Raw genomic sequence first — 12,390 nt, forward strand, 5'->3', positions numbered from 1 at the left:
GTGGTAAAGTTCAGTCCATCCTCAGTTTTTGACTCGATTTAAGGGCACGTCGATGATCTGCGTAACGGTGACTCCCGCATCTCGCACGCTGGCAAAAGCAGATCTCCTCAATGCAGCTCGATTCGGCGACATCGTTGAGCTGTGTCTGGATCATTTTCACAAAGAGCCAGATGTAAACGATCTCATCTCAGCGATTGATAAACCGATGATCGTTTCCTGTAGGCGTCCTCAGGATGGAGGGAAATGGCAGGGGACTGAAGAAGAGCGACTGATGTTGCTGCGTCAGGCGATTGTGGCTGGCCCTGCGTATATTGAACTCGATCTGGATATTGCGAATCAGATTCCTCGGTTTGGAAGCACCCAGAGGGTCATCTGCTTTACGAGGCTGGATCGTCCAGAACCCGACATCGAAGAGATCTTCAATGAGGCCGCTGGAGCGAAGGCTGATATCGTGAAGTTCGCCTGGCCGACTCCCACGCTGGAAGCCGCGTGGCCGCTTCTTTCCGCAGTCAGCCAGAAGCGGAGGCTCCCCGTCGTTGGAATGGGACTAGGTCACGCTGAATTGACCTTTTCGTTGCTGGGAGCCAAATACGGTTCTCCTTGGATTTATGCTGCCCTCGAAAAGGGGATGGAGGCCTATCCGGGGCAGGCAACCGTGTTCGAGCTGAAAGAAGCTTACGGTGCCGATGAGATCAATTCTAAGACGGCATTTATCGCTGTCGCGGGATTTGGACCCTCTCAACTCGCGACAACACGTGTGATGAACGCTGCTTTTCGACAGCTGGACATCAATGCAAAATGCCTCCCGATCGAGATCGGAGGGAGTCGTCACGTGAAGAAAATGATCGATGTTCTGAACGTCAAAGCGGTCCTGCTTCACGAGGATCTGGATGAGACGCTGCTGGGTTTAGCCGAGCATGTCGGCGCTGTTGACTCGAAAATCGGGTACCTGAACTTGTTTCTGAAACGGGACAACGGCTGGCACGGGTACAACACACTCTGGCGTGCCGGTCTGAAGTCGATCGAAGCAGACTTGGCGAGCCGAGGGAAAACGCTCTCGTCTCAGAGCGTTTTGGTCATTGGAAATGGCGGCATCGCTCGCTCGATGGTACAGGCAATGTCCGAGCGAAGCGGGATTGTGAGTGTCTGTGGACTGGACGATCAACTGGCTCAACGGCTGGCACAGCAGACCGAGTGTCGGTTTGTTCCCTTTCAGAATCTTTTTGAAACGCTTGCTGATCTTGTGATACTCGCCGATCCGAAATTGGTTGCAGGGACGCTCAGGGGGCAATTGAATCCATCTGTGTTCCGCTCATCGATGACCGTCGTTGATGTCAGTCAGCTTCCAGTAGAGAAAAGCTTCATCGAAGAAGCTCGATTTCGGGGAGCGCAGACTATTGGAAGTCTGGAGATGTTCCGATTGCAAATTGATGCCCAGTTTCAGGCGATCACCGGAAAGCCGATCCCTGTGGGGATCCTGCAGGATACGATTTTGAAGTGATCTTTTGAAAATGTGATCTTTTCTCGAACCAATTGAAGGTGTGAACCCCTCTGTGTTGGAGCAATTGAGTCTATTTGGAGAGTTTGGCTAGATTTTGAAAAATCTGCCCGCACGCAGGGAGTTTTGGGATTTCATCCGCGATTGGAGCTCATGCTTTTTCACATAAGATTGCGTGAAAATCGTTGTTTGATGGGGGTGAGGAAAGGTAAAATTTCGGTGTCCATGCTGATTCTCCCAATCGCGATTTATGGCTTCTGCCGAGTGGATGTCTCCCGTGACAGGTGTTTCATGTCTCCTCCAATCGGAATTCGTTGTCCAGCATTCGTCATCCTCATGATGCTGATGGGAAGCATTTGTTCTGCCGACATCATCCATCTGAAGTCCGGGGGCGAGGTGCGGGGGGTGCTGCGAACTCAGCAGAGTGCGGACGGGGCGGCGACCATGGAGACGCTTGCCGGTACGACGATTACAATTGCCGCCCCGGAAATCGATTTTCTGAAACGGCGCAATCCGCTGATCGAAGAATATGTCACTCGTTCTCGCAAGCTGACTGGAACAATTGAAGAGCATTGGGAGCTCGCGGAATGGTGCCGCACGAAAGACTTGAAGGACCAGCGGCACGAGCAGTTGGAAGTCATTCTCGAACTTGATGCGAATCATCCGGACGCTCGGCGGGTTCTCGGCTATCAGCTGGTGCATGGTCGCTGGATGACAAAAGAAGACGAAATGCTCGAACGTGGCTACATCCGCCACAAGAATAAATGGGTGACTCGTCAGGAGCTGGCATTGATCGAAGCGAACACTGCTCAGCAACAGGAAGAAGCCGCGTGGACCCCCAAGGTCCGGCAATGGACTGCGTGGATGACCGGGAGCGATCCAAGAAAGGCCTCAACCGCACTCAAAGAGTTTAGCCAGATTACTGATCCAGACGCGATCGCTGCATTGAAGCGGCATCTTTCTCAGCATCAACAGGACCATCTGCGTATGCTGTTCGTGACGATTCTGGGGAAAATGGATGGAGAGCGAACCGTTGTCCCACTTGTGGAACGAATCCTGACGGATGAGAGCGATCAGGTCCGGTTGGCGGCAATGGGGGCACTGAAGCCAGAAGCGTACCCGTTGGCATTGCCGCTATTCACTGAAGCTCTGAAGAGCAAAGCAAATCCAGTTGTTTGTCGAGCAGCCTTCGCTTTGGGGGAAATGAGAGATCGACGTGCGATTCCAGCGCTGATCAATGCGCTGGTCACTGTTCATCCTGTTCAGATGCAGGTTCCAGCTTCGCAGCCGGTGACATTTTCAACAGCGCCCAACAACAGCCCCTTTTCCGGAAATCTCCCACCAGATGTTGAAATTGCATCCAGAACCGGGCAGCTCCCTTATGGAGTGGGTGTGCGATCAGAGGGGATTCCTCAGCAGATGAGAGTGGTTACCGTGCTCAGAGATGTCAAAAACGTCCCGGTTCTAGAGGCTCTTCAGAAGGTAACTGGCCAGAATCTTGGCTTTAATGAACGAGATTGGCACATCTGGTGGGCTGTCAATCAGAAAGCGGATGGCTGAGTCATTACAAGTGCTCGTAGCGATATTATCGAGCGAGTGAAAGCAGTAATTCAATTTCTCAGCGCGAATTGCTGAACGCGGCTGACGGTCATTGCGTGTGTAATGCAATCCTGGTGCAATTGATTTCTATAAACACAGTTGCGCGAGCACGACAGGGAGTTGAGGGGAGGAGTCTTCTCACCTAGAATCGACTGTCCCGCGATCAATGCAAGCAGGGAGATGCTTAATTAGTTGTTTCCGTCTCTGATCGAATCTGCAGTGACGTCAATTTCTGCACTCACTGCTTCTTGACGGTTCCCGTTCTTTCAATCAATTTCGAGGCGGCTTTGGCAACGCGAGTGGTTGACCCAATTCGGTTTCTGCCCATCATCAAGCGCGCACTTTGGGGAGGGGAGCGACTTGAGAAGGAATTAAACAAGCAGTGCAACGGCGTGCCGGATGCTGCCGAAAGTTGGGAAGTCAGTGATATTCCCGGCAGTGTGAGCATTGTTGCAGACGGTGAGTTCGCGGGAGTGACTTTGCGGGAACTGATGGAAGGTTCTGCTCAAGATTTGCTCGGGCAGCATGCTGATGAAAAGCAGTTTCCTCTGCTAATTAAATTTCTCGACGCTCGTGAACAGCTGTCTTTGCAGGTTCATCCCAAGGATCCGGTAGCAATGCCGGATGGTTCCATCCGACCCGGAAAGACTGAGAGCTGGATTGTGATCGCGGCAGACGCGGGTAACAAACTCTATCTTGGTTTAAATCCGGAAGTCACCGAGCAGGTGCTTCGAGAATCTCTGGAAACCGGCGATTTGGAAAGACATCTGAACCAGTACACGGCACACGCCGGTGATTGTATTCATCTGTCGCCCGGAACCTTCCATGCACTTGGCGGCGGATTGCTCATCGCCGAGATTCAGCAGCCATCAGACATTAAGTATCGTATTTACGACTGGAAGCGTGTTGATGCGAATGGGAATTCGAGAGAGTTACATATCGAACAGGGATTCGCATCGGCTGATTTCGAGCGAGGTCCCGTCTCTCCGGTGATTCCTCAGCCGAGCATGGTGCGGCAGGGCTCGGAGCTTCTCGTTGATTGTCCCTTTTACAGGATCGCACGTCATACAGGTTCAGAACCGCTCACGATTGCTGATGACAACTCGATGCATGTGCTTGTTGTTCTGTCAGGGGAAGCTGATCAGGATGGATTTGTACTGGAGCGGGGGCAAGTAGCTGTTCTTCCCGCTGCACGCGAGAAGCACGAATGGTGTCTCAGTGAGAACGCCATCGTTTTGGATTCGTATCTCCCGCCTCGCAATTCCTGACCGCCCCTTTAATTGTTTTCGCTCGATGAATACGGGCTCAGGGCGAAATCCGGCGTTCCCTGAAGATCGCAATCATTGGGAGGCAATCTGGGGCCTTGGAAGTTGCGGAAATCGCCAGTTGAACTCTCAGCAGTGCACCACCGCGATTCAAAATGTGTGACATTTTGTGATTTGATTCAAATTTGTGGATGCACATTTTCAATGAATCTGCGCAGCGTTTGAAGAGGAATGTAAGCCTTTCGTTCTCCGCTATCCGATGAAATAAGAAGAAGTCGTTTTTCCCTGTCGGGGGCGGTGGGGATTCATTTCCAGGGTTCACTTGGATGTTGTGAGAAACGATTCCAATTCTCGTTCGAACCGCATTTTCAGGAAGATTCGAGCTGATTCAATCGATCTTCGTCGAGATGTCTCCCCGCTGACTATTGGACCAGTCAGCGGGGAGACAGACGGTGTTCTCAGTCCACGACGGGAATTTCTCGCTACGACCATTTCCCATTGATGCACTCTTTATAGAGCGTCAGCGTCAACGGCTCGTCGTTGATCGATCTCCTCACCGCGTCCAACACCCGTGAGCCCTTGCCTCACGGGTATGAGGAGGCGAATGGTGCCTAAAACTGTTCAATCGCTGCTTTTATCGCCCCCTGAACGCCACACTCTCATGAGAGACGCTCTAGTTGGTCAGGCGAAAGAGGAGGATGCTGAGATCGTCAGGCTTGGATGGCGTATCAAGACTCGGTGCGAGCATGCGGTTGCGACTCAGATCAGCCAGTCGCTGCACGCAATCGTTCAGTTTTCCTTTGCGAATCCGATCAACAATTTCTTCCAGAGTGAGATTATCGAACAGTCCATCCGAGGCGAGCAATACGGTGTCTCGTGGTGAAAGAGAGATCCACGGTCCGAGTTCGATTGACATCTGATCGCTTCCAATGACATTGGAGACGAGATGGCGATCGGGATGAAACAGAGCTTCCTCTTTCGTCAGCATTCCCGATTCGACCGCATAACCGATCGGTGAATGCGATACGGAAGAGAACTTGACCCGCCCCCGTTGGCTGACCACAAGGATTTCGGAGTCTCCAATGTGGTAACTGCGCGCGAGGTTTTTCCGAATCTCCACCAATGCGAGGGTGGTCGCCGCACCAGTGCGAGACCGGATCAGGCGTTGATTCACTCGTTCGATTTCGTTTAAAACGATTGCGCGCGGGGCGTCGATTTCGGCTGCAGAGTTCGCAGCTGATGGGACGGGGACGATCCCGCTCAGCATCAGAGGGGGAGTCGAGCTTTTCCGCTTAAGCGCCCGGGTCAGCATAGTCTTGACGAGTTGTGAAGCACGTCGTCCCCCACGATGACCTCCCAGGCCGTCCGCGACGAGCAGCATTCCCTGTTGAGGCGAGAGTGCGATCGACGCGACGGCATCCTCGTTCTCACCTGTCTTGTAAGGAGATTTACAGGTGAGCCAAGCGGCGAAACCACTTGCGAACGGACCGAAAGAGACCGGCGGCAGCGCAGAGATCGACAGAGACTGAAGTAGCCCAGGTGCTTCAGTGGAGCTGCTTGATGGCGTTTTGAACGTAACCGGGGAAAAATCCTCGGCGTTCGCATCAGGCTGTGCGGATGCGTCGGCGCTCGGCATGATTCATCACCCTCGGCTTTAATCGGAGGAAGGCGTTCCGCATTTGTTCTGCATCGCGGAATCGTCTTCGAGGGTCAGCATCGATTGCTTTTTGCAGAAATGCAATGAGATCTGCGTGAATCCGTGTCCGTAATTTACGAATTCCCGGGGGGGGCCAGGCATAAGGCCAAGAGGGCCATTCCCCGGAGAACATTCGATACATGATCAACCCGACTGAAAATACATCTGATCGTTGTGACGGTTTCCCCATGGCCTGTTCCGGGGCCATGTAACCGATGGTTCCTGTCCCTGATCCGGCAATGGTCTTTTGTGCGAATTTTGCGATTCCGAAGTCGGCGAGTCTCAGTCGATCGCCCGCGAAAAGCACCATGTTTTCTGGCTTTACGTCGCAGTGGACGATTTTCTGCTGATGGGCGTAGGCAAGTGCTTCCAGCATTTGTTCGGAGAAGGCCATCGCAGACCGCAATGACAACCTGCGAGCCAGTCGGTCTGAGAGAGTCCGTTCGCCCAGCGGGAACGTGATTACGAAATGTTCCTCGATGACAGAAGCATCCTTCAGCGGAAGGATGTTGGGGTGCTCGAGCCTCGCTGCAAGACGCACTTCATGACGGAACACTTTGAGTGATTCATCAGTCAGTGTCGGTCCGCGTGGGACTTTCAGGGCGACATGAACCCCTTCAATCGTGTCGAATGCTTGGTACACGGTCGCAAAGCCACCTTCGCTCAGGCGCTTTTCAATCCTGTACTTCCCCAGTTTTTGACGTGCTCGGAGTGACAAACTCGCGCCGCCCTTCATTCCAAATTTCTTGCCAGCAATTGCAGGCGAGAGGTGAATCCTCCGCGTCAACGCCACTGGCTGTATAGGAAATCAACAATCTGGATTTTGCAAAAATACTTCTGGAATGATCGACATTGACGTCGACCATCACCATACGAATTGAGGACGCCGCCGAAGTTTTTCGATTTCGGGTCCAAGAGGAAATCGAGCAACAGGTCAGCTACCGTCGCCCTCCCCAATCCAACCCTGATTGAATGCACAAATGAAGGAAGTTTTGCTCGAACGACCGTATTCCATATCATTTTGGGAGAGTCCAACTCCGATTGCAAATCGGAATTTATCGGAATGGTGCAGGGCGGTCCGTTTCCGAACTGGATTTCGCAAATGATTTCGGAGTTCTGCAGGCTTCCAGATATTCAAGGGGCATGCCGCGAGTCGCATAAAAGTTCGGATTCGAATGTTATTTCGATGTTATCGGTCGTTACAATGTGCTTTCCGGTTTGGCTGAAGCCAGCCAGAAGGCGTGCGAGGAATTCTGTTCAAGGGAAATTATCAGAATGCCGCTCTTCCCCAGCGTGAGCCGAGGCTATTTGCTACTTGTCGTGACAGGCTTCCTTTTACTGACTCCTTTTTCACCGGGACTTCTGGCAAAAGAGCGGGATCTGGAACTGGATCAAACAACTGCCAAAGCTCTGGATTACCTGGCCCGTGAGCAGAGGCGTCAGGGCTATTGGGAGGCGAATTCTGGTCAGTATCGCGTTGCGATGACCGCACTGTGCGGTGTCGCCTTGCTGACAGAAGGATCGACCACGACTCGCGGAAAATACGCCCGCAATGTGAGCCGCGCAGTCGATTTTCTATTGGACTGCGCGCAACCGAATGGCCTGATCGGGTACTCGGAAGATTATCACTACACGTATGGGCATGGGTTTTCGATGCTCTTTTTGTCAGAAGTGTATGGTGAAGAAGAGGATGAGGAACGCAGAAAGCAGATCAAATCGGTTCTCGAACGAGCGGTTCGGTTCAGCGCAGAAGCGCAGACGACTCGAGGTGGCTGGGGTTACGTTTCGGCACGAGATGGAAACGACTTCGATGAAGGTTCGACCTGTGTGACTCAAGTACAGGGGTTGCGCGCTTGTCGGAATGCGGGGATTCCGGTGCCTCGAGAGATTATAGACCGAGCAAAGAAGTACATTGCGGACTGTCTCACCGCTGATGGCGGGGTGCAGTACAGCATCCGTGGAGGGGGAGCACGTGCACCGATCACTGCTGCCGCTGTCGCCAGCATGTACAGCGCAGGGGATTATGGTGAGTCAGACGACGTTCGCAAAATGATGGAGTTCTGCAAAAGCAACATTTGGCCTCAGGGGGGCGCCATCAAATCGAACGGATTCGGTCACTGGCATTACTTGCATTACTACTACGCGCAGGTCATGTACCGGGACGTCGAACTCTGGCCGAAATACTTCGCGGAACTTCGTCAGGTTTTGATTGCAACACAAGGAGCAGACGGCAGTTGGGCAGATTCGCAGGTTGGGAATGTCTATGTGACTGCGATCAACGTTACGATCTTGCATCTCGATCGAGGCTATTTGCCCAGCTATCAGAGATAAGACAACTTATGAGACGTTTTTTCTGGGGCGGGAATTCCGTGGGGCCCGTGTCTCGTTTTTTAGATCCTGTTTTGTAAACTGCTTCAGCTTACAGGGTAAAAGGCATGTTCTGGAGCTGAGTTCAGAACTATCAGATTGAACAGGAAAGATTTCATGTCCTCAGTGTCACCTTCGCTTCAAAACTCCGACCCCGAAATCTGGAACGCAGTCGTTCAGGAACGTGGCCGTCAGGTTGATGGACTGGAACTCATCGCCTCCGAAAACTACACGAGCAAAGCGGTTCAGGAAGCTGCCGGGACGATCCTCACCAACAAATATGCTGAGGGATATCCCGGCCGACGCTACTACGGCGGATGCGAATACGTTGACGTGGTCGAATCACTGGCACGTGACCGGGTTTGCAAGCTGTTCGGGGCGGATCATGCCAACGTACAACCTCACGCAGGGTCGCAGGCAAACATGGCTGTGTACATGTCTGTCCTGAAGCCAGGCGACACCATTCTTGCGATGAATCTGGCGCACGGGGGACACCTCACTCACGGAATGCACCTCAACTTTTCCGGGCAGCTTTATAACGTGGTCCCGTACGGTGTTCGTGAGAGCGATCATCGCATCGACTTCGACGCTGTTGCTCGACTCGCACGTGAGCACAAACCGAAGATGATCGTAGCGGGTGCAAGCGCTTATCCTCGTGAAATCGATCACCCGAAGTTTGCGGAAATCGCCAAAGAGGTCGGAGCTTACCTCTTCGTTGACATGGCTCACTACGCTGGATTGGTCGCTGGAGGAATCCACAACAACCCAATGAAAGTTGCGGATTTCGTATCTTCGACTTCTCACAAGACGTTGCGCGGACCACGTTCCGGCTTCGTTCTTTGCAAGGAAGAACACGCCAAAGCTCTCGACAAGACCGTATTCCCCGGACTTCAAGGGGGGCCATTGATGCACATCGTTGCTGCCAAAGCGGTCTGTTTCAAAGAAGCTCTGGAGCCAGCGTTTAAGCAGTACGCTCAACAAGTGGTCGATAACGCCAAAACACTGTCAGAAGTTCTGATGGCTGGTGGAATTCGATTGGCGAGCGGTGGAACCGATAATCACCTGATGCTGTGCGACATGACCGCGATTGGTTTGTCCGGGAAGATTGGTGAAGAAGCCCTTGATCGCGCCGGGATCACTGTCAACAAGAACATGATTCCGTTCGATCAGCGTAAACCACTCGATCCAAGTGGAGTTCGCATCGGGACCGCCGCGCTGACAACTCGCGGTATGAAGCACGACGAAATGAAGAAAGTCGGCGCCTGGATTCTCGAAGTGTTGAAGTCAGCGGAAGACAAGACCGTTGCTGAACGCGTTCGAAACGAAATCGCAGAGTTTGCCCGTAACTATCCAGTACCAGGGATCGAGTAATCGTCTTTGGTGATGTGAAGTAATGATCACCCGTAACTCCGATTGGGGTTACGGGTTTTTTCATGCCATTTCAACCGTGTACTGACATAAAGCCTTCAGCCGGAACTCGAACCTTTTCCGAAGTCGCTGCGGAGCATCACCTCAAAAATAAAACCGCCTTCAATTTGAGGTCGAAGGCGGTTTCGGTTGAGTTTGGAGCTATTCGCGAGGGAAGTTTTCATTGAGTACTGGCACCAGAAACTTCAGGCATTCGAGCAGCACTTCTGCGTGAATCCCTGTTGATTCGATGTTCTGGATCACTTCACTCGGGTAGTATTCGAGGACCGGGGCCGTTTCACGGCGGTAAACTTCGAATCGCTTACGTGTCACGGTGTCGCTGGCGTCGTCGATTCGGTTTTCGAGTGCAGCCCGGCGGCGAATTCGTTCGATCATCGCCTCTTCGTCGTCACAAGTCAGGTGAAGGAGAAGTTTGACGTCAATGAATTCCTTCAGCATCTCACATTGATGGACGTTACGGGGAATTCCATCGAGAAGCAGGAGATGTTCTCTCGGGCGAAATCTTTCCGCTGCTCGCTGAGATTCGAGCCAGTTCAGGAAGACTCGTACCGTCACGTCATCCGGAGCGAGTTCGCCTTTGGCGCTGTACTCCTTGACGATTCGTCCTTCCTGACTCAGGCTGTCAAGTTTTCGAAAAATGACCCCGCTGGACAGGTGAAAAAAACCTGGAATCCGCGTGAGAATTTCCCCTTGTGTTCCTTTTCCTGCTCCCGGAACTCCGAAAATCAAGGCTGCCGGGTAAGGGTACTTTGGCTTCCCCATCAGGTTCCGCCGATTTCCTGGTAGATTTGGCATAGACTCGCTGTTTCTAGACGGAATGGCATCTCTTCCGTAACGATCGCAACTGTAGAAACACAAAAACACGTGTTGTTTACTAAGTGTAGACAACCGTTGATCGAACAGTCGACCAGCGGGACGTGTTAATGCAAAATTCTACAGTTCAAGACGACTTCGGCGGTCCTGCCACATGATTGGCAAGGGTTTCAGATTATCCTCTAGAAACTTGAATGCTTGTACATACTGCGCAGGTTGACGTAAGAGGGCGATTCCTTTGTCCTTTACCGGAGGAGTCAGAAGAACGGCGCGAGGATTGGCCTCTTTGGTTTTGCTTGGGGAATACGCCTGAAAGATCGACTCAGCCATCTTCTTGTCGTTTTGGTCATCTCCGCCGACGATGATTTGAACTGCAATGGCGTACACAGGATTGCGAAGACTTCGCATTGCGTTCGTTGCTTTGAGTCGTCCTGCCGAAGCCTCTGGGGAGAGGAGAATCAGGACTTTCACATCCTGCCCACGCGGTGTTCGTTCAGCAAGCGACGGTGCGTCGTCGTGTGGCGCGAGGCTCCAATCAAACTCGGTAAACACTGTAGCGGCGGTTCCACCTGTCCCAGAGCCGATGATGCCGAGCTTTCGCATATTCAGTCGCTCAGCCTGATGCTCTTTGTATAGGAAGGCTTTGACTGCGAGGAGGTCCAGCGCTGCAATTCCCGCATAATCGTTCGGCGTGAGTTTCTCGCCTTCCTGCAAACTGCTTTCACCGTGCTTGCGTGGGTCGACGGTAATCACGGCGTAGCCTCGTTTTTGCAGTACTACAGGGAACGAGTCTTTATCTCTTGGGGATGAACTTTTGTCCCATGTCAGTCGAGATTCATTGTCACCCGGGACCATCACGACAACCGGAGCGTTCTTCGCACCGCCACCATCGGAATCCTGAGTCTCGACGTACGGGTAGTACGTGATGTGGATTGCGTAACCGTCGTTGGTATTGAGTACTTCGTGCCGGCTGGTCTCACCACTCTGGGCGAAAACAGTTGAGGAGCAGAGCAAGCTGGCGATCGTGGCCAGCATCGCGAAAGTGACTCTAGACATCGGTGGTCGGCTTTCGATTTGGGTGAGCGGAAACGGAAAGAGTGACGCAATAGGGGAACTGTTTAATGGACTTTTACAAACAACTCCTCAATTCAAATTCTCGTGTGTTCTCTGGTCGGAGGAAACCAGAATTCATTGAAATTGCCATAGAATTATGTCGGATTCCAGTCTACGGCCCTTTTTATCGATTGGTCAAATTGAATCAGGGCAAGGTGACCGCTCCTAGACACTTCTCGCGAGCGTCAACTGTTTCCCCTGAGGGGAAGTTGGCACTCGAGCTGGGAAAAGGCAGGTCAGGGCAGAGACGACTTTGACCTGAACCACGCTGCTCAGACCTTGCGAACGAATTCCGATTTCAACTGCATTGCTCCGAATCCATCGATCTTGCAGTCAATGTCATGGTCGCCTTCAATCAGCCGGATGTTTTTCACTTTTGTTCCGGATTTCAGCGTGGACGATGCCCCTTTGACTTTGAGGTCTTTGATGACTAGGACGGTGTCACCGTTTGCCAGTACGGTTCCGTTGGAATCCTTCCAGACTCGTTCGCTCTCTTCCGCTGGAGAACTCGACTCGTTCCACTCGTGTCCGCATTCAGGGCAGACAAACAGATTGCGATCTTCGTAGGTGTATTCGGACTGACATTGGGGGCAAGGGGGCAGGGTGGACAA

The 12,390-nt window shown here is 52.5% G+C and carries 10 protein-coding genes; 5 read left to right on the forward strand and 5 right to left on the reverse strand.

The annotated features are described in order from the left end of the window. Window positions 1–52: 52 nt before the first annotated feature. The 3 genes from SH668x_RS05570 to SH668x_RS05580 all read left to right on the forward strand — a co-directional run bounded on the left by SH668x_RS05570 (window position 53) and on the right by SH668x_RS05580 (window position 4,365). On the forward strand, window positions 53–1,501 hold the full coding sequence (locus SH668x_RS05570) for a type I 3-dehydroquinate dehydratase (protein ID WP_437187708.1): 1,449 nt from the start codon (window positions 53–55) through the stop codon (window positions 1,499–1,501). Between the two features lie 288 nt (window positions 1,502–1,789). Then, window positions 1,790–3,058, forward strand: a complete 1,269-nt coding sequence (locus SH668x_RS05575) for a HEAT repeat domain-containing protein (RefSeq protein ID WP_437187709.1) — start codon at window positions 1,790–1,792, stop codon at window positions 3,056–3,058. Between the two features lie 338 nt (window positions 3,059–3,396). Next, a complete protein-coding gene (locus SH668x_RS05580) occupies window positions 3,397–4,365 on the forward strand; it encodes a type I phosphomannose isomerase catalytic subunit (RefSeq protein WP_437187710.1) in 969 nt (322 codons plus the stop codon). A 670-nt stretch (window positions 4,366–5,035) separates the two neighbouring features. Here SH668x_RS05580 and SH668x_RS05585 read toward each other — a convergent pair. Both SH668x_RS05585 and SH668x_RS05590 read right to left on the reverse strand, forming a co-directional pair. Beyond that, the gene (locus SH668x_RS05585) at window positions 5,036–5,998 is read right to left on the reverse strand and encodes a PP2C family protein-serine/threonine phosphatase (protein ID WP_437187711.1); all 963 of its coding nucleotides are present in this window, start codon (window positions 5,996–5,998) and stop codon (window positions 5,036–5,038) included. After that, complete coding sequence (locus SH668x_RS05590; protein ID WP_437187712.1) at window positions 5,967–6,794, reverse strand: serine/threonine-protein kinase; 828 nt, start codon at window positions 6,792–6,794, stop codon at window positions 5,967–5,969. Before SH668x_RS05590 ends, SH668x_RS05585 begins: the two co-directional genes overlap by 32 nt. A 539-nt stretch (window positions 6,795–7,333) precedes the next feature. Between SH668x_RS05590 and SH668x_RS05595 the strand changes: the two genes are divergently transcribed. Together SH668x_RS05595 and glyA are read left to right on the forward strand one after the other, a co-directional pair. Continuing rightward, on the forward strand, window positions 7,334–8,389 hold the full coding sequence (locus SH668x_RS05595) for a prenyltransferase/squalene oxidase repeat-containing protein (RefSeq protein ID WP_437187713.1): 1,056 nt from the start codon (window positions 7,334–7,336) through the stop codon (window positions 8,387–8,389). A 153-nt stretch (window positions 8,390–8,542) separates the two neighbouring features. Next, window positions 8,543–9,796, forward strand: a complete 1,254-nt coding sequence (gene glyA / locus SH668x_RS05600; protein WP_437187714.1) for a serine hydroxymethyltransferase — start codon at window positions 8,543–8,545, stop codon at window positions 9,794–9,796. A 198-nt stretch (window positions 9,797–9,994) separates the two neighbouring features. Here glyA and SH668x_RS05605 read toward each other — a convergent pair whose 3' ends face one another. The 3 genes from SH668x_RS05605 to SH668x_RS05615 form a co-directional block, all read right to left on the reverse strand. After that, a complete protein-coding gene (locus SH668x_RS05605; RefSeq protein ID WP_437187715.1) occupies window positions 9,995–10,648 on the reverse strand; it encodes an adenylate kinase family protein in 654 nt (217 codons plus the stop codon). Window positions 10,649–10,786: 138 nt separating this feature from the next. Next, window positions 10,787–11,722 (reverse strand): hypothetical protein, encoded by a 936-nt coding sequence (locus SH668x_RS05610; RefSeq protein ID WP_437187716.1) that lies wholly within the window; start codon window positions 11,720–11,722, stop codon window positions 10,787–10,789. A gap of 329 nt (window positions 11,723–12,051) precedes the next feature. Beyond that, on the reverse strand, window positions 12,052–12,390 hold the full coding sequence (locus SH668x_RS05615; RefSeq protein ID WP_437188517.1) for a zinc ribbon domain-containing protein YjdM: 339 nt from the start codon (window positions 12,388–12,390) through the stop codon (window positions 12,052–12,054).

This window comes from Planctomicrobium mucosum (genome assembly GCF_051466335.1).
Taxonomy (GTDB): Bacteria; Planctomycetota; Planctomycetia; order Planctomycetales; family Planctomycetaceae; genus Planctomicrobium.